General features: G+C 68.7%; 19 protein-coding genes, 1 other RNA gene, 1 pseudogene and 2 riboswitches. Of the genes and pseudogenes, 7 read left to right on the forward strand and 14 right to left on the reverse strand.

The features are described from left to right. Positions 1-7: 7 nt before the first annotated feature. Positions 8-99: riboswitch (SAM riboswitch) on the reverse strand. A gap of 128 nt (positions 100-227) precedes the next feature. Further along, positions 228-342: riboswitch (SAM riboswitch) on the forward strand. 77 nt (positions 343-419) lie between these two features. The 3 genes from B3I25_RS09495 to B3I25_RS09505 all read left to right on the forward strand — a co-directional run bounded on the left by B3I25_RS09495 (position 420) and on the right by B3I25_RS09505 (position 3,092). Next, on the forward strand, positions 420-1,847 hold the full coding sequence (locus tag B3I25_RS09495) for an LLM class flavin-dependent oxidoreductase (protein ID WP_193519328.1): 1,428 nt from the start codon (positions 420-422) through the stop codon (positions 1,845-1,847). 105 nt (positions 1,848-1,952) lie between these two features. After that, the gene (locus B3I25_RS09500; protein WP_286738749.1) at positions 1,953-2,585 is read left to right on the forward strand and encodes a class I SAM-dependent methyltransferase; all 633 of its coding nucleotides are present in this window, start codon (positions 1,953-1,955) and stop codon (positions 2,583-2,585) included. Positions 2,586-2,654: 69 nt separating this feature from the next. After that, positions 2,655-3,092, forward strand: a complete 438-nt coding sequence (locus B3I25_RS09505) for an SdpI family protein (RefSeq protein ID WP_286738750.1) — start codon at positions 2,655-2,657, stop codon at positions 3,090-3,092. Positions 3,093-3,169: 77 nt separating this feature from the next. On the opposite strand, the gene B3I25_RS09510 is transcribed toward B3I25_RS09505, so the two are convergent. Continuing rightward, positions 3,170-3,415, reverse strand: a complete 246-nt coding sequence (locus tag B3I25_RS09510) for a DMT family transporter (RefSeq protein ID WP_349676539.1) — start codon at positions 3,413-3,415, stop codon at positions 3,170-3,172. A 286-nt stretch (positions 3,416-3,701) separates the two neighbouring features. On the opposite strand from B3I25_RS09510, the gene B3I25_RS09515 reads away from it, so the two are divergent. Beyond that, positions 3,702-4,766: an alcohol dehydrogenase gene (locus tag B3I25_RS09515; protein WP_098053518.1), complete on the forward strand. Its 1,065-nt coding sequence runs from the start codon at positions 3,702-3,704 to the stop codon at positions 4,764-4,766. 178 nt (positions 4,767-4,944) lie between these two features. Here the strand turns inward: B3I25_RS09515 and cls are convergent, their stop codons facing one another. From cls to purS, 5 genes are all read right to left on the reverse strand, one after another. Further along, positions 4,945-6,435 carry a cardiolipin synthase gene (gene cls, locus B3I25_RS09520; RefSeq protein WP_098053517.1) on the reverse strand — a complete coding sequence of 497 codons (1,491 nt, stop codon included), beginning with the start codon at positions 6,433-6,435 and terminating at the stop codon, positions 4,945-4,947. A 13-nt stretch (positions 6,436-6,448) separates the two neighbouring features. Next, positions 6,449-6,952 (reverse strand): GNAT family N-acetyltransferase, encoded by a 504-nt coding sequence (locus B3I25_RS09525; protein ID WP_286739020.1) that lies wholly within the window; start codon positions 6,950-6,952, stop codon positions 6,449-6,451. 51 nt (positions 6,953-7,003) lie between these two features. Beyond that, positions 7,004-9,301, reverse strand: coding sequence for a phosphoribosylformylglycinamidine synthase subunit PurL (gene purL, locus B3I25_RS09530; RefSeq protein WP_064846533.1), 2,298 nt, complete (start codon positions 9,299-9,301; stop codon positions 7,004-7,006). Positions 9,302-9,461: 160 nt separating this feature from the next. Beyond that, positions 9,462-10,253, reverse strand: a complete 792-nt coding sequence (gene purQ / locus B3I25_RS09535; RefSeq protein ID WP_286738751.1) for a phosphoribosylformylglycinamidine synthase subunit PurQ — start codon at positions 10,251-10,253, stop codon at positions 9,462-9,464. Positions 10,254-10,255: 2 nt separating this feature from the next. Then, complete coding sequence (purS, locus tag B3I25_RS09540) at positions 10,256-10,513, reverse strand: phosphoribosylformylglycinamidine synthase subunit PurS (RefSeq protein WP_035960791.1); 258 nt, start codon at positions 10,511-10,513, stop codon at positions 10,256-10,258. Positions 10,514-10,747: 234 nt separating this feature from the next. On the opposite strand from purS, the gene B3I25_RS09545 reads away from it, so the two are divergent. Together B3I25_RS09545 and B3I25_RS09550 are read left to right on the forward strand one after the other, a co-directional pair. After that, positions 10,748-11,590, forward strand: coding sequence for an SDR family oxidoreductase (locus B3I25_RS09545; RefSeq protein ID WP_064846535.1), 843 nt, complete (start codon positions 10,748-10,750; stop codon positions 11,588-11,590). A gap of 104 nt (positions 11,591-11,694) precedes the next feature. Then, positions 11,695-13,512 carry a glycoside hydrolase family 15 protein gene (locus tag B3I25_RS09550; RefSeq protein WP_286738752.1) on the forward strand — a complete coding sequence of 606 codons (1,818 nt, stop codon included), beginning with the start codon at positions 11,695-11,697 and terminating at the stop codon, positions 13,510-13,512. Positions 13,513-13,551: 39 nt separating this feature from the next. Here the strand turns inward: B3I25_RS09550 and B3I25_RS09555 are convergent, their stop codons facing one another. The 8 genes and pseudogenes from B3I25_RS09555 to B3I25_RS09590 all read right to left on the reverse strand — a co-directional run bounded on the left by B3I25_RS09555 (position 13,552) and on the right by B3I25_RS09590 (position 22,488). Then, positions 13,552-13,923: a Rieske 2Fe-2S domain-containing protein gene (locus B3I25_RS09555; RefSeq protein ID WP_085107873.1), complete on the reverse strand. Its 372-nt coding sequence runs from the start codon at positions 13,921-13,923 to the stop codon at positions 13,552-13,554. Positions 13,924-14,156: 233 nt separating this feature from the next. After that, a pseudogene (locus tag B3I25_RS09560) lies at positions 14,157-15,053 on the reverse strand (3-methyladenine DNA glycosylase); the annotation flags it as partial. After that, positions 15,046-15,567 carry a MarR family winged helix-turn-helix transcriptional regulator gene (locus B3I25_RS09565; protein ID WP_082943329.1) on the reverse strand — a complete coding sequence of 174 codons (522 nt, stop codon included), beginning with the start codon at positions 15,565-15,567 and terminating at the stop codon, positions 15,046-15,048. The gene B3I25_RS09565 and the pseudogene B3I25_RS09560, both read right to left, overlap by 8 nt. 14 nt (positions 15,568-15,581) lie before the next feature. Then, entirely contained in the window at positions 15,582-16,868 is a 1,287-nt protein-coding gene (locus B3I25_RS09570) for an aspartate kinase (RefSeq protein WP_098053513.1), read from the reverse strand. A 143-nt stretch (positions 16,869-17,011) separates the two neighbouring features. Next, entirely contained in the window at positions 17,012-17,617 is a 606-nt protein-coding gene (recR, locus tag B3I25_RS09575) for a recombination mediator RecR (RefSeq protein ID WP_064846538.1), read from the reverse strand. 48 nt (positions 17,618-17,665) lie between these two features. After that, positions 17,666-21,250, reverse strand: coding sequence for a DNA polymerase III subunit gamma and tau (locus tag B3I25_RS09580; RefSeq protein ID WP_286738753.1), 3,585 nt, complete (start codon positions 21,248-21,250; stop codon positions 17,666-17,668). Between the two features lie 64 nt (positions 21,251-21,314). Beyond that, positions 21,315-21,411, reverse strand: an RNA gene (gene ffs, locus B3I25_RS09585) — signal recognition particle sRNA small type. A 12-nt stretch (positions 21,412-21,423) separates the two neighbouring features. After that, the gene (locus B3I25_RS09590; protein ID WP_286738754.1) at positions 21,424-22,488 is read right to left on the reverse strand and encodes a LacI family DNA-binding transcriptional regulator; all 1,065 of its coding nucleotides are present in this window, start codon (positions 22,486-22,488) and stop codon (positions 21,424-21,426) included. Between the two features lie 372 nt (positions 22,489-22,860). On the opposite strand from B3I25_RS09590, the gene B3I25_RS09595 reads away from it, so the two are divergent. Continuing rightward, a complete protein-coding gene (locus B3I25_RS09595; RefSeq protein ID WP_286738755.1) occupies positions 22,861-24,027 on the forward strand; it encodes an ABC transporter ATP-binding protein in 1,167 nt (388 codons plus the stop codon). Positions 24,028-24,079: the final 52 nt, after the last annotated feature.

The raw sequence follows: 24,079 nt of genomic DNA on the forward strand, positions 1-24,079 counted from the left end.
TTCATCAACTCCATCGTTCCTGGCATTAGCACCTTGCCCGCGTGGGGCTGGTTGCTGCGACGTCAACGAGCCAGGTCTCTCAGCCGCTCCGGATGGGAACCCCACCATTGAACGGGCCGGGAGCCCGCGGGTGCAAATCGTGTGACGCGCCGGGGCGCCGTCGTGACGTGCTGTAACCCGAGGTGTTTCCGAGGACCGGGGATCCCCGTTAGGATCGATGCCACAACGATCACGAGTGCCGACGTTTAGCCCTGGCTTGTCGGACGGCAACCCTCTCCCGTAGCGGGGTGCCCCAGGTGAGGATCGGGCCGCATGACACACCGCATGCGGCAAGTACGGCGCCACACAAGCGCGCTGGACCCGCAAGGTAGGCCGCCGTAGGTGGTGCACGGGGCGCGGGTCGTGTTCCTGCTGAGGGGCTGACCGAGATGAGCAAACGGATTTCCGTCAACGCGTTCGACATGACCTGCGTGGATCACCAGAGCTTCGGGTTGTGGCGCCACCCGCGGTCCCGGGCCACCGAGTACAACACCATCGAGTACTGGACGGAGCTGGCCAAGCTGCTGGAGCGGGGCAAGTTCGACGCCCTGTTCCTTGCGGACGTGGTGGGCATCTACGACATCTACAAGAACTCCGCGGCTCCGGCCGTGCGTGACGGGGCCCAGGTCCCGGTCAACGACCCGTTCATGCAGGTCTCGGCCATGGCCGCCGTGACCGAGCACCTGGGTTTCGGCGTGACGAGCGCGGTGACCTACGAGCAGCCCTACACCCTGGCCCGCAAGTACGCCACGCTGGACCACCTCACCAAGGGCCGCGTGGGCTTCAACGTGGTGACCTCCTACCTGCCCTCCGCCGCGGAGAACCAGGGCCTGCCGCGCCAGATCGAGCACGATACGCGTTACGAGATCGCGGAGGAGTTCCTGGACGTGTGCTACAAGCTCTGGGAGGGCTCGTGGGAGGAGGACGCTGTGGTTCAGAACCGTGAGACGGGTGTCTACGCGGATCCCACCAAGGTCCATCCCATCCGGCACAGCGGGGAGCACTTCACGGTTCCCGGAGCGGGGCTCACGGCACCGTCCCCGCAGCGCACACCGCTGATCTTCCAGGCCGGCGCGTCCTCGCGCGGGCAGGCGTTCGCGGGTAAGCACGCGGAAGCCGTGTTCATCGGCGGGTTGCGCCCGGACCTCACGCGTTTCGTGACCGACAAGATCCGCGACCGGGCTCAGGCCGAGGGCCGCAGCCGTGACGACGTCAAGATCTACGCGATGCTCTCCGTGGTCGTCGCGGACACGGACGAGCAGGCCCAGGAGAAGTACCGCGATTACCTGCAATACGTGGACCTGGAGGCCTCCCAGGCGATCATCGGTGGGTGGTCCGGCGTGGACCTGTCCCAGTTCGACGAGGACGAGGCCCTGAACTACATCAAGACCGACTCCATCCAGTCCTTCCTGACCCCGTTCACGCTGCAGTCCAAGGACAAGCAGTGGACGCGCGAGGAGATCGCCAAGCACTGCGCCCTGGGCGGGATGGGTGCCGTGCTCGTGGGCTCCGCACAGACCGTCGCGGATCAGCTCGAGACCTGGGTGGACGAGGGCGGCCTGGACGGCATCAACCTGGCCTACCACGTGAGCCCCGGTTCCTTCGAGGACTTCGTGGAGTACGTGGTCCCCGAGTTGCAGAAGCGCGGGCGCTACCGCACCGAGTACGAGGGCACCACCCTGCGCGAGTCCCTCTACGGCGAGGGCCAGCTGCGGGTCAAGGACACCCACCCCGCCGCGAAGTACCGCGGCGCGTTCGTGGGCAAGCCCTCCGTCGCGGACACGCCGTCCCGCGAGCTGGTGGGCTGACACCTCCCTCCAACGACGACGCCGCTCGCGCCCGGTCCCGCAGGTCCGGCAGGGCGGCGTCGTCGGCTTCCTCGCCCGTTGCCAGGGCGGGACCCCCGTGTGAGAGTGGAACGCGTGCAACCCGGTTACGACCACTTGGCGAACGACTACGAGAAGGCTTTTCCCGCTCCCTTCCGCACGGCGCTCGAACGGCGCGCGGTGGAGGCCTTCGCGGATCACGTCATCGCGGCAGGGGCGCCCGGCCCCGCGATGGATGTGGGGTGCGGCACGGGCCACGTCACGGCCGCACTGTCCGAGCGGGGTCTGCACGTGGTGGGGGTGGACCCGTCCGAATCCATGCTGGGTATCGCGCGCACATCGTACCCGCAGGTCGCCTTCGAAGCCGGCGATGCGAATCCCACGTCGTGGGGTGGTGCAGCGGGGCCTGACCGCCGAGTGGCCGCCGTTCTTGCGCGGTTCAGTCTGATCCACGTGCCACCCGCGCGGCTCCCCGGCATCCTGGACTCCTGGGCGGACGTGATGGCACCCGGAGGGGTGGTCATGGTGGCGTTCCAAGCACTCGACGGAGAGCGTGCCGTGGTCTCGTTCGATCACGCCGTGGCTCCGGCGTGGCGCTGGCATCCGGACGTGATGGCCGATCATATGAAGCATGCCGGGTTCACGGAGGCCTGGCGTACCGTCAGTCGCCCGGACGCAGAACATCGCTTCCCCGAGTGCCACCTGTTGGCGGCACGGTGACCTGATCGAGCACGAGATGGATGGGTTGTTTCATAGTGTGGGGGAAATGCCCGTGACCCGGAGGGAACCGTGGACGAGGACCTGCTCGGAGTGATCATGCTGTCGTTCAGCACGGTCCTGGTGTGCGTCGTGACCGTGGTGACCGTCAGGGCAGCGGCCGCCGGCTCGCTCGATCGCAACGGGGCCGTGGGCCTCCGGACCTGGCACACGCGCACGTCCGACGCCGCGTGGTCCGCGGGTCACGCCGCGGCCCTTCCGAGGGTGCGGTGGTCCGTTCCCGTGGCCGTGTGTGCCGTGGTGGCGGCGATCGTGTTGCTCGTTCTGGGGCGGCCCGAATGGGGCATCGTCGCCGGGCTGGTGGGTGTACTGCTGCAGGTCGCGGTGCTGGTGTCCGCCGTGGGGCCGGCCAACCGTGCCGCTCGGCGGGCCGCGCAAAAGTCGGCTCCGGAACCCCGCGCCTGGGACCGGGGCGCATCAGCGGCGTCGTCGACGGCGCGGCGGGCGTAGGGGGGGTCACGACGGGGCGCTCGCGGGAGGCCTTCGCCGGAATGGAGAGCGGCCGGTGCGGGCGGCCAGGTTGCGGGTCAGTGACTCGCTTCGAGCTCCACGAGCAGGACACCGGCGGCGGTCCAGATCCCGTAGGTGACCCCCAGGGGCATCCCGCGGCGCAGTACCAGCGTGAGACACATGAAGGCCCCGGCGTACCCCAGCACCACCACGGCGTACAGGGCGGGTTGTCCCAGGGCCGCCTTGATGCTGAGCGTCGCGGTGACCTCCAGGAGGATGGCCCCGGCCAGGAAGAACCAGGCCATGACGTTGCCCTGCCTCATGACACCCGGTCTCGGCGGTTGCGAACACCGGCGACGGCACGGTCGGGCGCTGTGGCGCTACTCGGGCAGGAGATCATCGCCGGTGAGCCTATCGCGGCGGCACCCGGAGCCATGCCGTGTGACCGAAGTCGGGCGGCGGTTGCCGTTGACCGCGCGGGGGCGCGCGAGCGTCGTCGTCCCTCGAACCGACGGGAGCGAGTCCGTGGACAATTCACCCCGGCGGCCTAGAGTGGTGACACAGCTTACATGGTAAGGCGATTTCCACACACGCTACGAAGGAGTAAACATGAAGGTTTTCGCGCACACGGAGCCGGGTGGAGCAGCCCAGGAACTCGAGGTGGAACGGCCCGAACTGGAAGGCTCCGCGGTCATGATCCGCGTGACCAACTCGGGGGTCTGCCACTCGGACGTGCACTGCCAGGACGGGTACTTCGACCTCGGCAACGCCGGGCGCTACGAACTGACCGCGGCGGGCGCGCAGTACCCCGTGGTGCTCGGGCACGAGATCGTGGGGGAGGTCGTGGCCGCGGGACCGGACGCCACGGTGACGCCCGGGGACACCAAGTACATCGTGTTCCCGTGGATCGGTTGCGGCGAGTGCCAGGCCTGTTCGGAGGACCGCGAGAACTACTGCAGCGGGAAGAAGCGCAACCTCTCGGTGCAGCGCCGCGGCGGCTACGCGGAGGAGGTCCACGTGCCGGACGAGCGCTACCTGGTGCCGCTGGGCGACATCGACCCGTCCTTCGGCGCCACGCTCGCCTGCTCCGGCCTGACCTCCTACTCAGCGGTCAAGAAGATCATGCCGCTGCCCGCGGATAAGCCCGTGGCCGTGATCGGCGCGGGCGGTGTAGGGCTGATGACCGTTGCGGTGCTCAAGGCCCTGGGTCACGAGAACATCGTGGCCGTGGACATGAGCGAGGCCGCGCTGAAGAACGCCCAGGCGGTGGGCGCGTCCGCCACGGTGGCCGTGGGCGGCGAGGACCTCGTGGGCGACATCGTCCGGGCCGGCGGGGAGAAGATTGCCGCGGCCATCGACCTCGTCAACAACGGGGACACCTCCAACGCCGCGCTCTTCGCCATGGCCAATGGCGGGACCCTGGTCAGCGTGGGCCTGTTCGGGGGCCAGTACCAGTTCCCCACCGCGCTCACCGCGTTCAACCTGCTGAACATCCGCGGCAATTTCGTGGGCAGCCTGCCCGAGCTCAAGGAGCTCGTGAAGCTCGCCCAGGACACGGATCTGCCCAAGCCGCCCATCACGGAGCTCCCGCTCACCGCACAGGAGGTCAACTCCGCGCTGGACGGCCTGCGCAACCGCACGTTCAACGGCCGCGCGGTGCTCGTAGCGGGCTGATCTGCACCGGGCCCCGTGCCCACCGTGCACGACGCCGTCGCCACCCCGATCTCTGCGGGCGGCGACGGCGTTCGCGCACCCGGGCGAGGAACGGACACTCGTGCCCGCCCCGGGTGGGCGGCACCGAGGGGACGGACGACGCCGCGCCCGGCCCCGCGGCGTCGTCGTCCGGGGCGCGTCAGAGCAGGCCGGAAGTAAGGCGGCAGACGTTCTCCACGAACTTGCGCCCCAGCGAGCGTTTCTCCCAGGCGTCCAGGTCCAAGAGGGTGGAGTTGGCGCGGAACTGCCCCACGACGTCCTCCATCCGGGTGCGGAACGACTCGTCCACGATCAGGACGGAGACCTCAAGGTTCAGCGCGAAGGAACGCTCGTCCATATTGGAGGAACCGATCACGGAGACGATGTCGTCCACGAGCACGAACTTGGCGTGCAGCACGGTGGGGGAGCTGTAGCGGTAGATCTCCACCCCGGCGCGCGCGAGTTCGGAGTAGTACGAGTTCTGGGCGTGCTGCGCGAGGAACTGGTCCGAGGTCTCACCCACGAACAACTGCACCCGTACGCCCGCCTGGGCCTCCGTGGTGATGGCGTGGAGCAGGGACTCGTCCGGGACGAAGTACGGGCTGGAGATCACTACGCGGTGATTGGCGTTGTAGATTAGGTGGTTGAACAGGCGCAGGTTGTTCTCGGTCTCGAACCCGGGCCCGGACGGCACCACCTGGGCGTACATGGGCTCGGCCGTGTGCTCGAGCGCGGCGGGGGTCTCGTCCAGCAGGAGGTCGTCGGTCTCCGAGTACCAGTCCGAGACGAACACCGCGTTCAACTCGGTGACTACGGATCCCGTGCCCCGGACCATGAGGTCCTTCCACTCGAGGCCCTTCCGCAGGTTCTTCTTCTTGTTGTAGGAGCGGTGGATGATGTTCTGTGAGCCCGTGTAGGCCACCTGGCCGTCCACCACCAGGATCTTGCGGTGGTTGCGCAGGTCCGGGCGCTGCCACTCACCGCGCCACGGGCGGATGGGAAGCATGCGCCGCCACGGCACCCCGGAACGGTTGAACTGGCGGACCAGTTCCGCGTACCCCGGGTAACCCAGGGACCCCACGTGGTCGATCAGGATCCGCACGCGCACACCTCGTTCGTGGGCGCGGATCAGGGCATCGAGCAGCTCTCGGGAGACCTGGTCCACGGCCACGATGTAGAACTCGAAGTGCACGTAGTCCGTGGCGCGGTCCACGTCCCGGGCCATCCGGGCCATGGAATCGTGATTGTCGGTGAGGACCTCGAAGTCGTTACCGCCCACCATGGGCAGGGCACCCAGGTTCTGGTTCAGCTCCGCGGTGGTGCGCACCCATTCCGGGTGCTCGGCGAACTCGGGCCCCAGCGGGAGGCGCTCGGGGGTGTTCTCCTGGATCACGTGGTTCATCCGGGCCTGCTTGGCCATGCGTTTACGCGGTAACCGGGTGGAACCGATCACCACGAACAACAAGAGCCCCGCGTACGGCATCAGGAAGATGGCGAGCAACCACGCGAGCGCCACGGACGGACGGCGCTGATGGGGGATCCAGCCCAGGGCCAGGATCTTCAGGAGCAGGTCCAGGACCGCCAGGATGATGAGGATCCACTCCGGCAGGGTGTCCGCGGGGAGCAGGTCGAAGGGTATCCAGGGGTACATCCGTGACCGTTCGTCAGGGGCGTCGCAGGTAGTAGGTGTCCTCCGAGCCCTCGGAGGGTCGTTTCACGAACCCGCAGCGCACGAGCACCCGGCGTGCCGGTTCGTGGTCGGCCGGGACGGAGCCGTGCACCGCACGGATCCCGGGGTCCTCGAATGCGCGGTCCACGAGCGCACGCAAGGCCTCGGTGGCCAGCCCCTGGTTCTGGTGCTCCGGGACGATGGACCCCTTGACCTCCAGTTCGTGGTCCATGGCGGGTCCCGCGAACCCCGCGGCGCCAATGACCTGCCCCGAGCTGAGCCGGATCACGACGAGCAGGGCGCAGTCGCTCTCCGTGAAGAAGTGCTCACCGGCCTCGATCGCCTCCCGGGCCCAGTCCTCGTTCTCGGGGGTGGGGAAACCCGGCGCGAACTGGGGCAGTCGTGAGCCCCCGGCCACGGCCTCGAGTTCGTCCGGTGTGAACGCGCGCAGCTCCAACCGCTGCGTGCGCAACGGCTGCGGCGGAACCGGCCGCGGCATATCGTCCAATATGGCTCCCTCCGAGGGTTCTCGTGCTCTGGCCCCGGCCCGTCAGCCGAAGTGACGGGGCAGGGTTGATGCGTGGGCGGTCTTCAGCTCGTCCAGCGCCACCGTGAACTCGCCCTGGAAGTCCAGGGCCCCGGCCTCGGTGTCCACCACGCCGATCCGCGCGAACGGGTAGCGGCGCACGGTGCACATGTCCTGGAAGCGCACCTCCTCCGAGCGCGGCACGGCCACGACGGCGCGGCCCTGCGTCTCGGAGAACAACAGCGTGAACAGGTCCACGCCGTCCCGCTCGGCGACCTCACCGAGGCCGATCCGGGCGCCCACGCCGAAGCGCAACGCCATCTCGGCGAGCGTGGCCCCGAGGCCGCCCTCCGCGACGTCGTGCGCGGCGTCGATCATCCCGTCCCGGGACATGTTGATGAGCATGTCACCCAGGACGCGCTCGCGGGCCAGGTCCACGCGCGGGGGCAACCCACCCAGGTGGCCGCGCACGCGCGCCCACTCGGAGCCGTCCAGCTCGTCCGCGGTCTCGCCGAGCAGGTAGATCGCCTGGCCATCCTCACTCCAGCCCGAGGGCGTGCGGCGCGTGACGTCGTCGAACACGCCCATCATGGCAATCACCGGGGTGGGGTTGATGGCCACGCCGCCGGTCTGGTTGTAGAGGGAGACGTTACCGCCGGTCACGGGCACACCCACGGTCTGGCACCCGTCCGAGAGGCCGCGCACGGCCTCCGCGAACTGCCACATGATGTCCGGGTCCTCGGGGGAACCGAAGTTCAGGCAGTCGGACACGGCCACGGGGCGCGCGCCCGCGGTGGCCACGTTGCGGTACGCCTGGGCGAGCGCCAACTGGGCGCCCTGGTACGGGTCCAGGCGGGTGTAGCGGCCGTTCGAGTCAGTGGAAAGGGCCACGCCCAGGTTGGTGCGCTCGTCCACGCGGATCACGCCGGCGTCATCCGGCATGGCCATGGCGGTGTTGCCCTGAACGTAGCGGTCGTACTGGTCGGTGACCCAGTCCTTGGAGCACAGGTTCGGGGAGGCCATCAGTTCCACGAGCGCAGGGCCGAGCTCCGCGCCGGACGGGCGGGCGGCGTCCTCCGGGGAGCCCGTGAAGTGGGCTGCCTGCAGGGCGTCCTGGGATTCGGGGCGCGCGTAGGGGCGTTCGTACACGGGACCGTCGTGGGCCACGGTGCGGGGATCCACGTCCACGATGACCTCACCCTGGTAGTCGATGACCAGGCGGCCGGTGTCCGTGACCTCGCCGATCCACGAGTACTCCACGTCCCACTTGGCCATCACGGCCTCGAAGCCCGCGACCTTCTCGGGGGTGACCACGGCCATCATGCGTTCCTGCGACTCGGACATCAGGATCTCGCCCGGGGTCAGGGACGGATCGCGCAGCAGGACCTCGGTGAGGTCCACGCGCATGCCGCCGTCACCGTTGGACGCGAGCTCGGACGTGGCACACGAGATGCCCGCCGCACCGAGGTCCTGGATGCCCTCCACGAGCGAGCCCTTGAACAGTTCCAGGCAGCACTCGATGAGCACCTTCTCCGCGAATGGGTCACCCACCTGCACCGCGGGGCGTTTGGAGGGCTTGGAGTCGTCGAAGGACTCGGACGCGAGCACCGAGGCGCCGCCGATCCCGTCCCCGCCGGTGCGCGCGCCGAAGAGCACCACCTTGTTGCCCGTCCCGGACGCGTTCGCCAAGCGGATGTCCTCGTGGCGCATCACGCCCACGGCGAGCGCGTTGACCAGGGGGTTGCCCTGGTAGCACGGGTCGAACTCCACCTCTCCGCCGATGTTCGGCAACCCCAGCGAATTGCCGTAGCCGCCCACGCCGGCCACGATCCCGTGCACCACACGCTGGGTGTCCGGGTGGTCGATCGCGCCGAAACGCAACGGGTCCATCACGGCCACCGGGCGGGCACCCATGGAGATGATGTCCCGCACGATCCCGCCCACGCCCGTGGCCGCACCCTGATAGGGCTCCACGTAGGACGGGTGATTATGGGACTCGATCTTGAAGGTCACGGCCCAACCGTCCCCGATGTCCGTGACGCCGGCGTTCTCACCGATGCCCACCATGAGGTTCTTGCGCATCTCGTCCGTGACCTTGTCCCCGAACTGGCGCAGGTGCACCTTGGAGGACTTGTACGAGCAGTGCTCAGACCACATCACGGAGTACATGGCCAGTTCCGCCGCGGTGGGGCGGCGGCCCAGGATCTCCTTGATGCGCTCGAACTCGGTCTCGTTCAGCCCCAGTTCCGCCCAGGGCAGCTCGGTGTCCGGGGTGGAGGCGGCGTGCTCCACGGTGTCCAGGTTGAAGTGGGTTTCGCTCATGACGACTACTAGATCCCTTTGCGAACGATGGGGCGTGCGGTGCCGGGCGGGCGCTCACGCGGAGGCATGGTGTGGGCCGGGTGCGGTTCCCCGAACTGGCCCGATGACGAACGGATGGGACGCCGCGGTCCTCGCTGCGGGCGAGCGCGGCGTGGACGGGTCAGCGCAATAGGTGTTCCAGGGCGGAGACGAAGACGTCCAGCCCGTCTGTTCCCTGGCGCATCTGGACCGGACCGGAGCCGGAAAGATCGGCGCCGAAGCCCGGTTCCACGGCGTGCTCGGGGTGGGGCATGAGTCCCACCACGTTGCCCCGCGCGTTGGTGATCCCGGCGATGTCGTTGCGGGAACCGTTGGGGTTGCCGCCCGCGTAGCGGAAGACCACCCGGTGCTCGGCCTCTAACTCGTCCAGGGTGCGCTGATCCGCGACGTACTGCCCGTCCTGGTTCTTCAGCGGCACCACGATGGTCTGGCCCTGCTCGAATCGCCCGGTCCACGCAGTGTCCGTGTTCTCCACGCGCAGCGCCTGGTCCCGACAGATGAACTTGAGCTGATCGTTCTTGATCATGGACCCCGGCAGCAGGTGGGCCTCGGTGAGCACCTGAAAACCGTTGCAGATCCCCAGCACCGGCATGCCCTCCCGGGCATTGGCAGCGTCCACGATCCTGTCCATGAGGGGGGCGAAGCGGGCGATCGCACCGGCGCGCAGGTAGTCCCCGTAGGAGAAGCCACCGGGCAGGATCACGGCGTCCACACCGTTGAGGTCCTTGTCTGCGTACCACAGCGGCACCGCGGTGCCGCCGGCGATCTCGACGGCGCGAGCGGCGTCGCGGTCGTCGAGCGTGCCCGGGAAGGTCACGACACCCACCCGCACGTCCGCGAGTCGAGAATCGGTGGCGGGTTCGGAGAGGTCCGCCACGAGGGGCGTCTGCTCGGCCGTGAGGTTCTGGGCCACGCTCAGTCCTCCTCGGGGGCCACGGAGACGTTCACGACGTCCTCGATCACCGGGTTGGACAGTAGCTTCTCCGCGGCTTCGCGGGCCTGGGCGAGCACCTGCTCGTCCGCTTCGCCCTCGACCGTGAGTTCGAACCGGCGGCCCTGGCGCACCTCCGTGAAACCGCTGAGCCCGATCCGGGGCAACTCATTCGCGATCGCCTTGCCCTGCGGGTCAAGGATTTCCGGTTTGGGCATGACGTCAACGACGATACGGGCCATTTCCACTACTCCTGCGCTTACGGGCCAATCCTCGCCCATCCTATCGGCCCGCGGGTGGGCCGCGGGCAGACGGCAGAGCTGCCGTGCGCGGCCCGCAGGGGATGTTTCCGGACACGGGCGTCCCCTACGATGGAAAGTGTGCTGAGCGTCGGCCCGCCCGGGAGCCCTCCCGGTCACCGGGTCGGCGAAGCGCGAGAGCTCGCCCGGACCCGCTCCACCAGAGAGGACACTGTCATGGGATTCCCTGAACAACAGCAAGAGGCCCCCGGACTGCAGGCCGAGATGAACCCTGTCCCCGATTGCGGTGAGGACAGCTACCGCGGATCGGGCAAGCTCGAGGGCAAGGCCGCGGTCGTCACCGGTGGTGACTCCGGGATCGGCCGAGCGGTGGCTATCGCCTACGCCCGCGAGGGCGCGGACGTGCTGATCACCTACCTGCCCGAGGAGGAACGGGACGCCCGCGACGTCGCCCGCTACATCGAGGAGGCGGGACGCAAGGCCGTCCTGGTCCCCGGGGACCTGTCCGAAGCGGCGCACTGCCGTGCCGTGATCGCGAAGGCCGTGGAGGAGTTCGGCAAGGTGGACGTGCTCGTGAGCAACGCCGCCTACCAGATGACGCGCGAGAGCCTCGAGGAGATCCCCGACGAGGAGTGGGAGCACACCTTCAAGCTCAACGTGGGGGCGTACTTCTACCTGGCCAAGGCGGCCGTGCCGCACATGGCGCCGGGATCGGCGATCATCGGCAGTTCGTCGGTCAATTCGGACATGCCGGTCCCCACCCTGGCGCCGTACGCGGCGACCAAGGCGGCGATCGCCAACTTCTCGGCGAGTCTCGCGCAGTTGCTCGGGGAGCGCGGGATCCGCGTCAATAGCGTGGCCCCCGGGCCCGTCTGGACACCGTTGATCCCTTCGACCATCCCCGCGGAGCAGCTCGAGAGTTTCGGGGACGCGGAGCCCCTCGGGCGCGCCGGCCAGCCCGCAGAACTGGCCCCGGTGTACGTGTTGCTCGCGTCCGACGACGGCAGTTACGTCTCCGGGGCGAGGATCGCCGTCACTGGCGGCAGCCCGATCCTGTGACCCGGCCGCGCTGACGTCACCGAGTCCTCCGGAGGGCGGGTCGTGCCGTTCCCGCGGCGCGATCCGCCGTCCTCCCGTCCCGCCTCACGAGAGAAACGAGCCCCGTGAACGCAACCCCCGACCGCGCCGAGTCCCTGAACAAGGTGTCCCGGCGCCGGGACGGCTACGTGGACCTGCGTTCCTACGCAGCCCTGGGTAACGGGCGCACCGTGGCGCTGGTGGCCCAGGACGGATCCGTGGACTGGTACCCCGTCCCGGACCTGGACTCCGCGCCGCCGTTCGCCAAGCTGCTCGACGCCGAGCACGGCGGGTGCATCGAGCTGCGCCCGGAGGAGGAGTTCGAGGTCACCCGGGAGTACGTCCCCGGGACCAACATCCTGACCACCACGTTCTCCACGGCCTCGGGGACCGTGCGGGTCACCGATTCCCTCAACATGGGGTCCACGGGGCAATTGCCGTGGAACGAACTGGCCCGCTCGGTGGACGGTGTGACCGGGAACGTGGCCATGGTGTGGCGGGTGGCCCCGGGCACCATGTTCAACACCGTCTCCCCGTGGGTCGAGATGATCGCGGGGGAGCCCGTGCTGCGCACGAACCGGGTGGGCATGGGGGTCCGCACCGACGATGCGGGGGAACCGCAGGTGGGGACCCAGCAGATCTCCGGGCGGTTCACCACGCGCCCCGATTCCGAGCACCTGCTCGCGGTGGTCGCCACGCACGATGAGCCCTTGCGCCTGCCCTCGCCCCGTGAGATCCGCAAGAACGTGGCCATGACCCGGGACACGTGGCGCCGATGGCGTGATCTGCTCGACTATGACGGTCCCTACCGCGCGGAGGTCGAACGCAGCGCCCTCGCGCTCAAACTGCTCAGCCACAGCCCGTCGGGGTCCGTGGCGGCCGCGGCGACCACGTCCCTTCCCGAGAACAGGGAGGGCACCAAGAACTTCGATTATCGCTTCGCGTGGATCCGTGACGCCACCTACACCCTGCACTCGCTGTTGCGACTGGGGGAGCAGGAGGACGTGCACGCGCAGGTGTCCACGATCCTGCGCCGGGCCCGGGCACAGACCCCCGACCTGCACGTCCTTAACCGCTTCGACGGCGAGGTCCCCGCCTCCGAGATGACCGAGTACGACGCCCCCGGGTGGCGGGGGATCGGCCCCGTGGTCTCGGGCAACGACGCCGCGGACCAGTTGCAGTTGGGCGTGTACGGGGACGTCTTCGACATCGCGCACCTCTACGTGGGCGGCGGCAACGTGTTGGACACCGCCACCGCCCGGATGTTCGCCGACCTCGCGGACGCGGTGTGCGACCTGTGGCGCCGCCCCGACTCCGGGATGTGGGAACTGCCCGAGCACCGGCACTACACGAGCTCCAAGCTGGGGTGCTGGCACGGCCTGGACCGGGCCGTGAAACTGGCGGAGGCCGGTCACATCCCCGGGTGCGTGGACCGGTGGCGCTCGGAACGGGAACGGATCCGGGAGTGGATCGAGACCGAGGGCTGGAGCGAGGAACGGGGCGCGTACGTCTGGTACCCGGGAACCGACGAGCTGGACGTGTCCGTGTTGCTGCACGCGATGACCGGGTTCGATCGTGGTCCCCGCATGTCCTCGACCATCGACGCCGTTCGGGAGGAGCTGGGCCGCGGTCCGCTCATGTACCGCTACAGCGGCATGGAGAAGGAGGAGGGAGCGTTCGTGGCGTGCTCGTTCTGGACCGTGGCGGCGCTGGCCACGGTGGGCCGTCGTGAGGAGGCCGTGGACCTCATGGACGAGATGCTCCCTCTCGCCAATGACGTGGGGTTGTTCACCGAGATGATCGACCCCGAGGACAACTCGTTTCTGGGCAACTTTCCGCAGGCCCTCAGCCACCTGGCCCTGCTCAACGCCGCCGTGGCACTCGAGCAGGCGGCGCTCGAGTAGGACGCGCTGCAGCAGGAGACGACGAACGCCGAGGTCCGCTCAGTCGAAGCGCGCCACCACCCAGCCGTCCACCACATCCACGGCGGCCGCGGGGAGGTCCTTGGCCGGGTCGTGCGGCAGCTGCCGACCGGCGGCCATGGCCAGTCGCGAGCCCAGGAACCGGCCGTCCGGGCCGAACACCCAGTAGTGGTTGGGACACTCGAAGCTCTCGGCGCGCCCCGCGGCCTCCCGGCACACCGTGGCCTGCTGGTGTGGGCACGTGTTGGACAGCACGTGCAGCGCCCCGTCTGCATCCCGGGTCACGAGCACCGGGCCCGCGCTCGAGCGGGCGGTCACGAAGTCGAGGGGTTCCGCCACCGCGGAGACCACGGTGATCCGTTCCCATCCGTGGGCGGTTTCCCCGGGCCTCATGAACGGTCTCCGCGGGTCCGAGCGGTTCGGCCCTGCATGACGACGCCGCTCGCGCCGTTCCGTCCGACTGCTCCGGTCCGCGCCATAGCGCCGATGTGCCCGCCCGCTCCGGACTGCCTCGTCGCGCCATCATGCCCGGCCGCGCGGACGGGCACCGCGGCGTCGTCCGAACGGCGTGACCGGGGCGCGGAGCCGGCGGAATCGAGCGGCGCGGACGCGGCGTCGTCGACCCCGTCCAGGAGCCGCTCGACGGCCGCCGCCAAGCGCTCTCGCAACCGATTACCCCGCTGCGCGAAGGCGCGCTGGCGCCGGACGTACTCGGCCTTGCCCTCGGGCGTCTCGATCCGCACGGGCTCGTACCCCCATTCCGTGAGGTCGTAGGGGGAGGCCTCCATGTCGGTCACGCGCACGTCCCACGCGAGGTCGAAGCAGTCCGCGAGCAGGTCCGAATCCACCGCGGGCAACAACTTGTAGGCCCACTTGTACAGGTCCATGCTCGCGTGCAGGCACCCCGGCTGTTCCATGCGGCGCTGTGACTCGCGCGTGGGCTGCAGCTCGTTGCGTTCCACGGCCTGGGGCTGGAAGAAACGGAACGCGTCGAAGTGCGAGCAGCGGATCCGGTGGGCCTCCACCACGTCGTCTGTCCCGGACGCCCCCAAGCGCAACGGCGCGTCCTCGTGGCGCACACCGTTGCTCTGCGCGCGGTAGGCCATGGCCCACTCATGCAGCCCGAAGCAGTCGAACGTCCCGCTCCTGGCCAGGGTGTTCGCGAGGATCTCGCGCGTGAACCGCACCGCGGTGCCCCGCTCGGTCACGAATTCCTCCACCGCGACGACGACGCCGCTCACGCCCTCCCCCGCGCCCGCCGCCTCGAGCTCCGCGGTCGTCGCGGGACGGTAGTGCTTCCAGCCCTCGCGCTCCGAGGCATCCAAGAGGATGACGCCGGGCCCAGGGTGCCACCGCGTGAACTGGGCCGGGGACAGCGTGTAGTACGTGAACAGGAAGTCCTCCACGGGATGCTTTTCCCCGCGGGACCGCCGGTCCAGGAACGGCCGGGTGTGGGGCGCCACCCGCTCCGCGTGCGCGTGCGCCCGGCGTGACCACTCCTCCCGGGTCAGCGCCTCATGCACTCTCGGCGTCCTGGGTGTTGTCGATCAACCGCTGCATCCCGCGGTTCAGCAACCGGACCTGTTGAGGGGACAACCGCAACCGGCGCATCATCTCCGGTTGCACGGCCTGCGCCCCGTCCTGCAGACGCGCGCCCTCCTCCGTGAGAGTCACGGCAAGGGCCCGCTCGTTGTGCGGATCGCGTTCCCGCGTGAGGTAACCGCGGGCCTCCAAGCGTTTGAGCAGGGGCGAGAGCGTTGCCGAATCTTGCATGAGCTGCTCGCCCAGGTCCTTCACCGTGCGCGGGTTGGCATCCCACAGCGCGAGCATCACGAGGTACTGGGGCAGCGTCAGTCCCAGAGGCTCCAGCACGGGGCGGTAGCTGTGCGCGACCCTGCGTGACGCCACGGACAGCGAGAAGCACAGCTGGTCCGCCAGGGACAGCGGATCCTCGACGGCGGATTCGTCCGAACCACCCAGGAAGTCGATGATCTCGGCGAGCCGGGGATCCTCGGACGGGTCCGAATCAGAACTCATGGATGAAGCCGGGGTCAGCGTCCCGTACCCCCGTACACCGTGGCGGTCTCGTCCGAGTCCAGACCGAACGCCGTGTGCACGGCCCGGACGGCCTCGTCGAGCTTGGCGATGGACGTGATGATCGAGATCCGGACCTCGGACGTGGAGATCATGTCCACGTTGATGTCGTTCTCCGCGAGCGCCTCGAAGAACGTGAACGCCACGCCGGTGTTGGTCTTCATACCGGCGCCCACGAGGGAGAGCTTGCCCACCTCGTCGTCGTAGTCCAGGCTCGCATAGCCGATCTTCTCTTCGGCGGCACGCAGCAGGTTCATGGCCAGGTCACCCTGGGACTCGGCCAGGGTGAAGGACACATCGGTGAGCGGGTTCTCGCCGGTGGAGACGTTCTGGACGATCATGTCCACGTCCACCTTGGAGTCGGCCAGTAACCGGAAGATCCGCGCGGCGATCCCGGGGCGGTCGGGGACCCCCACGATGGTGATCTTGGCCTGGCTGCGATCATGAGCGATACCGGCGATCAGCGGCTGTTCCAAGGGGATCTCCTTCTGCGGCGTGAGGTTCTCGTGCGGGCTGGGGATGACCATGGTGCCCTCGTTGTGACTGAAAGACGAACGGACGTGCAACGGCACGTTGAAGCGGCGGGCGTACTCCACGCAGCGCAGGTGCAGGATCTTGGCGCCGTTGGCGGCGAGCTCGAGCATCTCCTCGGAGGAGACCCGGTCCAGTTTCTGGGCGGTGGGGACGATGCGGGGGTCCGCGGTGTAGACGCCGTCCACGTCCGAGTAGATCTCACACACGTCCGCGTCCAGGGCGGCGGCGAGCGCCACGGCGGTGGTGTCCGAACCGCCGCGGCCCAGCGTGGTGATGTCCTTGGATGAGCGGTTGACGCCCTGGAACCCGGCAATGATCGCGACGTTGCCGTGGTCGAGCGCCTCACGCACTCGGAGGGGGCTGACCTCCACGAGCTTGGCCGCACCGTGGGCGCCGTCCGTGATCATTCCGGCCTGGGATCCGGTGAAGGACTGCGCGGGGACGCCGAGGTCGGAGATGGCCATGGCCAACAGGGCCATGGAGATGCGTTCCCCGGAGGTCAACAGCATGTCCAACTCGCGAGCCGGTGGTTTGCGGGCCACCTCACCGGCGAGGTCCAGGAGGTCGTCCGTGGTGTCACCCATCGCGGAGACGACCACGACCACCTGGTGGCCGGCGTTCCTGGTCTCGGCTACTCGCCGGGCGACCCGGCGGACACCGTCGGCATCGGCGACCGATGAACCGCCGAACTTCTGGACAATGAGGCTCATACATTCCTCTCACAGGCAGGCACCCGGCCCGAACGCACGGGCGGTCTCGCGGGATCAGTGATCCATGCTATCCGCTCACCCGCAGCCGCGCGGAGTCGAGCGGGCATTCGTGGACACAAAGAGGGACGCGAATGTTACGGGCCTCAGCGGGCCTCGGAGACCACCGTGCGTCCCTCGAAGGCCCTGCCCAGCGTGACTTCGTCGGCGTATTCGAGGTCACCGCCCACGGGCAGCCCCGAGGCCAGCCGGGTGACCCGGATACCCAGCGTTTTCAACATCCTGGTGAGGTACGTGGAGGTGGCCTCGCCCTCCAGATTGGGGTCCATGGCCAGCACGATCTCCTGAACTGTCTCGTCCGACAACCGGGTCATCAGCTCGCGGATGCGCAGCTGATCCGGTCCCACACCCTGCAGCGGCGAGATCGCGCCGCCCAGCACGTGGTACAACCCCCGGTAGCTGCGGGTGCGTTCGATGGCCATGACGTCCTTAGACTCCTCCACCACGCAGATCACGCTGCGGTCCCGGCGGGCGTCCCGGCAGATCGCACACTCCTCCTGCTCTGTGACGTTGCCGCAGATCACGCAGAACGACACCGAGGTCTTCACCGTGGTGATGGCCTCCACGAGCTGCTGGACCTCGTCCTTGTCCGCGTCCAACAGGTGGAAGGCGATGCGCTGCGCGGACTTGGGGCCGATACCCGGCAACCTCCCCAGCTCATCGATGAGGTCCTGGACCGGTCCTTCGTACACCGCGCTCCTTCATTGTCGTGTTCGTGAACAGCCGGGCGATGGGCCCGGTCACTGATCCGTTCCGTGGGCGTGCTCGTCGATGAGCATGCCGCCCAGGATGCGCTCGATGGCCGCCCGCCCGTACAGGGACGAGTCCTCGAGGGATTCGTCGTCCGCGCCCGGGACGAAGTTCTCGTCCTCCATGCCGGGGCTGCGCGAGGTCGGGGGCGCGATGTCGGTGGAGCGCCGTTCCGCCGCGGCAATCGCTTCCGCGTGGCGCTCTCGCCAGCTCGGGCGGTTCCCGCCGGGGCGGGTGTCGCCGTTCTCGCGAGGGACGACGCCGCCGGGGCGGGTGTTCCCGCGCCCGTCGTGGTCGGGACCGGGACCCGCCGGGTTGTCGCCGCCGGGGCCGTTCCCGCCCTGGGCCCTGCGATCCCTCGCGGGCGACGGCGTTCGGGGCACGGGTTCGTCGTACATGTCCGCCGGGGGGTCATCCTCCGGTGAGGGCGGCGGTTCCTCCGGGCTCCAGTATTCCGGGCCGCGATCCCGCGGTTGCGGGGCACGGAAGGAAGGAGCACCGGATGCGGGGTCCTCGGGAACGGAGCCGTCGCGCACGGAACCATCCCGCATGGAACCGTCACGCATGGACAGATCGGGTCCGCCGGTAGCGGCCCCGGGATCGTGGGACTCGGACGCCGCGGAGTCATCGGAAGCGGGAACATCCGACCCGGGGCCATCCGACGCGGGGGCACCAGGGGTCCACGAGGTCGCGCCGACGTCCGCGGAGTCACTGGCACTGCCCAAGCCCTCACGAGACGGAACCGAGGTGGAATCGCCGGTGCCAGCGCGGTCGTCCGCCGGGGAATCCGTCGCTCGGTGGGTATCGTCCCTGGAGGAGTCGCCCACGGAGCTATCGGACGTGTCCGGATTCTGGTCCGAATCATCACGCGTGGGCGCCGCATCGGCGGTTTTCGACGTGGAATCCCCGCCGCTCGGTGCGGCGAAACCCGGTTGGGGAATGGAGGCCACGGACCACGAGGTGACGGGTTCGTCGTCGTCCGGGGCGGATGCGGGCGCTGAGTGCGCCGAGGAAGCGGGCACGGAGGACCGGTCAGTGCCGGGCGTGGAACGAGAGGCGGAATCGGGCATGGACCGCGACTCGCGTTCCGGTGTCGGTTCACGGTCGGGCGCGGGAGGATTGCCCCGACGACGATTGACCCCGAAGCCCTCCGGCTCGCGGAAATAGTCCGGCTGGTCGGAGGATCCGGCCTGGTTCGAGGCGTTCAGCCTGGTGTCCCGCCCGGTGGGTCCGTCGCCGCGAGATGCACCGGTGTCTCGCCGTGAGCCGGATCCGTACTGTTGGCCGTGCTCCGAGGAGGAATCGTCGCGTTGATAACCCTGGTCCTGCTGCGATCCGCGATCCTGTCGGGATCCCTGAGCATTCTGGGGCCCGCCGCCCCGGGGCGCGGGGCGATCTCCCCGGTAACCCTGTCCACCGCCGGCGTCCCGCCCGGGACCGGGCCCGGTGCCACGGCCCGCGTTCGACGGCGGACCACCCGCACCCGGGGTGTCCTGTCGGCCGCGCGTGTCACCGGGGCGCACTGCTTCCACTGCACAATCCAGCCCCACCACGCTCTGGATGGCATTACGGACGTCCGCCTCGAAGCGGGGGAAGTTCAGGAGGTCGCCGTCGTTCTCGAACGCGATCCGTAGAGTGCGGTTCTCGAACGAGATGGGCGTTCCTCGCACGGTGATGGCCCAGGCCACGCGGCGGATCTCCGCGAGCGCGGACACGATCTCGGGCCACGAGGAACGCAGCAGTTCCAGTTCACCGCTGGTGACATCGCTCGGGGCGGCCTGCTCCTCGGACGCCTGCGGGGCTTGCGGCTGGTGGTCATCGTGTGGCGCGACGTCACGGCGAGGCTCCCCCTGCGCGTACTGGCGGGATGCGGCGTCGTCAGGCCGCTGGGACCCGTACTGGTTCGACGTCTCCCGTTGCTGCATGCGTGCCGAGACATCGGCCCCCGGGTCCTGTGCCGCGGGGGAGCGGGTGTCGGTCGTGCCGTCCGCGGGCGGGTGCTGGGCATCGGGGCCGCGCTCGTCTTCCGGAACGGGGTCCGCAGCGGCGGGGTGGCTGCTGCCCTCGGGCTGTTCGGAATAGTCCTGCGGGTCCGTGGGTTCCTGGACGTCCGGGGTCTCCTCTGCGGGGCGACCCGTTGCGGAACCGTCCGCGCCGTCCGCGGCGGACCCGTCCGGGCGCACGGGCTGCGACGGGGCAACGGAGTCCGTTGCGGCGTCGTCGAGCGCGGGGGGCATCGGGGAAGGTACCCCGGCGGATTCCGGTGCGGGGGCGTCGTACGACGCGGGTGCCGGCGCGGCGGTGCCGGATTGTTCCGGAGATGTGGGCTCCTGGCTTCCGCGTGCGGTCGGTTCCACCGCGGGGGACGACGACGCGGCGTCGTGCGCCGTCGTACGAATTCCGGTGCCCCGAGGAATGCTCAGGCGGCGTTCCAAGCGGTCCACCCGGGACGTGATGCCCCGCGTTGTGTGGTCCGCCGAGGGCAGTAGGATGCGGGCGCACAGCAGCTCCAGGTGCAACTGCGGGGAGGTGGCCCCGGTCATCTCGTTGAGGGCCTCATTGGTGATGTCCGCGGAGCGGGAGAGCTCGGCCGCGCCCAGCTGGGTGGCCTGGTTCCGCAACCGGTTGATCTGGTCCGTGGGCATCCCGTGCAGGATGTTCGCGGCGGAATCGGGGACCGCGTTGACCACCACCAGGTCGCGGAAGCGCTCGAGCAGGTCCTCCACGAAACGGCGGGGGTCCTGCCCGGTTTGGATGACGCGGTCCACGGACGCGAAGACCGTGGCGGCGTCGCCGGCGGCGAAGGCGTCCACGACGTCGTCGAGCAGGGCCGCGTGCGTGTAGCCCAGCAGGGCGACCGCGAGATCGTAGGTGATGCCGCCGTCGTCGGAGCCGGCCATGAGCTGATCCAGGACGGAGAGCGAATCACGCACCGAGCCGCCGCCGGCGCGCACCACGAGGGACAGGACGCCCGGTTCGGTGGTGACGCCCTCCTCCTGGCACAGCTGCTCGAGGTAGCGCATGAGTGGTTCCGGGGGAACGAGGCGGAAGGGGTAGTGGTGCGTGCGGGAGCGGATGGTAGTGAGCACCTTGGAGGGCTCGGTGGTGGCGAAGATGAACTTCACGTGCTCCGGCGGTTCCTCCACGATCTTCAGCAGGGCGTTGAAGCCCTCCCGCGTGACCATGTGGGCCTCGTCGATGATGAAGATCTTGTAGCGGTCCCGGACGGGGGCGAACGTGGCGCGTTCCCGCAGGTCACGGGCATGATCCACGCCGCCGTGGGAGGCCGCGTCCATCTCGATGACGTCCAGTGAGCCGGCACCGTCCCGGGCCAGATCCTGGCAGGACTCGCAGTGACCGCACGGTGTGGCCGTGGGCCCTTCCGCGCAGTTGAGGCAGCGGGCCAGGATGCGCGCGGACGTGGTCTTACCGCAGCCGCGCGGGCCGGAGAAGAGATAGGCGTGATTGACCCTGTTCTTGCGCAGCGCGGTCATCAGGGGCTCGGTCACGTGTTCCTGACCGATGACATCCTGAAAGGTCTCCGGGCGATAGCGACGGTACAGGGCGGTAGTCACGTATGAAACCTTAGCCGGGGACTCGGACGCGCACAGCGCACTCGCGGAGGTGGGGAGCCGGGTACGAAAAGACCCCCCGTGCACCCGCCAGAGCCCATATACCCTTGCTACCTTCCGGTCCTGGGGGAGTTTTACGAGATGGCGCCACACGAGGGGCTGCCCCATACTTTAGCTCAAGCTGGCGAGGAGTTCGAACCGGGCGGTGCCGTCGAGGATCGCGCGATGAAGTGGGCCCGATGCAGTTCGTGGCCGGCGGTGACCGGTTCCCCGGCTAACTGGCGCAGGAGCAGCTGCGCGGCGCGGGTGCCCTGATGGTGGGCTTGCTGGTCGATGGTGGTCAGCCCGAAGGCCTCACCAAGGGGATGGGCGTCGATGCCGATCACGGACAGATCCCGGGGGATCTCGAGGCCCAGGTCCCTCGCTGCGAGAATGGCGCCGGCCGCCATTTCGTCCGTCGCGGCGAATACGGCGGTGGGCCGTTGCTCTGGCTCGGCGAGCAGATTCTTAACCTGCTGATAGGCGCCCAGGAACGTGAAGTCCGAGACGAGTTGGTCCCTCTCGTGGATCGGCAGTCCCGCAGTTGACATCGCTCGTTCGAAACCGCGGCGTCGATCACTGGACATGGGGAAGGAACGGCCGGCCTCGGGGGGCCCTCCGATGAAGGCGATACGGCAATGTCCCAACTGGATCAGGTGATTGGTCGCGCGCAGTCCCGCATTCAGATCGTCCACGCTGATCGTGGGGGCACCCTCGAGGGAACCCCCGATCCCTACCAAAGGAATACCGGTGGAGAACAAGTGTTCGGTTTCCCAGGGCGTCAATCGCAGCGAGACCACGGCGGCCGCGTCCAGCCGTTTGCGGAGCAGGAAATCGGTGAGCACGCTCTCGCGGAAGTTCTCGCCCTGCAAGTTGTACAGGGCGGCGTCGTACCCGGCTGCTGTCAGTGTGCTCGCGATGCCGTCGAGGACCGTGGCGAAGAACCAGCGATCCACGTAGGGCAGGACGACGCCGATGTTCCGGCTGCGCCCGCTCGCGAGACTCGATGCGTGGTAGGACGCCACGAACCCGAGTTCTTTGGCTGCGGCCTCGATGCGGCGTTTCGTCCCCGGGGAGACGGGCCCCCGGCCCGTGAGCGCGCGTGAGACGGTGGCCGTGGACATCCCCACCTTGGAGGCCACGTCCTTCAAGCGGGGTGGCCCCTGCGGCCGACGCGTTGCCGACAGTTCTCGGGCGATCATGGGCGTGCCTCCGCATCAAGGGGTGGGTACCAGCGTGATCCCGCACAGAACACGTGGCGGGGCGGTGGATGAGCTGCGATGCGGGCCGCCACCGCCGCATGCGCCAATTATGGCCCGAAACCTTCCACGGCGGACCGGCCTCCGGCCAACCCGTGTTCCCTCTCCTCTGCGGGTCTCACCCCATTTCTGGAAACGCTTGCTCCTTCCTTCCGACATGTCAACGCAACAAAGTGTCGATCCTGCCTCCCACTGATGGAATCGCTTACATTAGTGAGGTCCATCACTATCGCATGGTGGTGGTGGCGCCCGGCAGTCTCCTCGTGACATGTCGGAATTTCCCCGTGACGGGGACTCTGAAAGGAAGCTCAGCCCATGGCCGCCGTGACCTTCGACCACATCACCTGTCAGTACCCGGGAGCCGAGCGCCCCTCCGTGACCGATCTGAACCTCGACATCGCCGACGGGGAGTTCCTGGTCCTGGTCGGCCCTTCCGGGTGTGGCAAATCGACGACCCTGCGCATGCTGGCCGGACTCGAGGAGGTCACGGACGGCACGATCCTGATCGGCGACCGTGATGTCACGGATGTCCCGTCCCGTGATCGGGACATCGCCATGGTCTTCCAGAACTACGCCCTCTATCCACACATGACGGTGGCGGAGAACATGGGCTTCGCGCTCAAGATCGCCAAGGTCAATCCCGAGGAACGGCGTCGGCGGGTCGAAGAGGCCGCGAAGATCTTGGACCTGACGCAGTATCTCGATCGCAAACCGAAAGCCCTCTCCGGCGGCCAGCGGCAGCGCGTCGCCATGGGACGCGCGATCGTCCGTTCACCGCAGGTGTTTCTCATGGACGAGCCACTGTCCAACTTGGATGCCAAGCTGCGTGTCCAGACGCGGACCCAGATCGCGTCCCTGACCCGTCGGCTGGGTGTGACCACGGTGTACGTGACCCACGATCAGGTGGAGGCCATGACCATGGGTGACCGGGTGGCTGTGCTCAAGGACGGGGTGCTCATGCAAGTGGACACCCCTCGCAACCTGTACGACCGACCGAACAGCGAATTCGTGGCGGGCTTCATCGGGTCCCCGGCCATGAACCTGTTCCGAGCCCCGGTTTCCGCCGGTCATGTGGAGTTGGGCACGCTTTCTCTGCAGTTGTCCTCCGCCCAGCAGGAGGCGGTGACCGATCATCAGGTCACCGTCGGAATCCGCCCGGAGGACCTGTCACCCGCAGCGGAAGGGACGGGGGTCCCGATCACGGTGGAGGTCGTTGAGGAACTCGGCGCCGATGCATACGTGTACGGCCAACTCGCCCCGCTGACAGCCGCCACGTCGGTGGTACGGGTGGATCCGTCCGCACACGCCGCGGACCACTCCATCGATTCCGAGAAGGAACGGACCGATGGGGGCGCCAGCCCCATCGTGGTTCGGACGGACGGCCGCACGCCGCCGAGCGCCGGGAGCACCCTGTGGGTCGCTCCCGATCCCGAGCGCATCCACCTTTTCGATGCCGCGACCGGAAACCGGTTGCCCTCGTGAGCCCCGTGCGACCCGGTGGGCGTGCCGGACGACGGACCCGAACGAGAGATGA

The organism is Kocuria sp. UBA1838 (assembly GCF_002338785.1).
GTDB classification, from domain to species: domain Bacteria; phylum Actinomycetota; class Actinomycetes; order Actinomycetales; family Micrococcaceae; genus Kocuria; species Kocuria marina.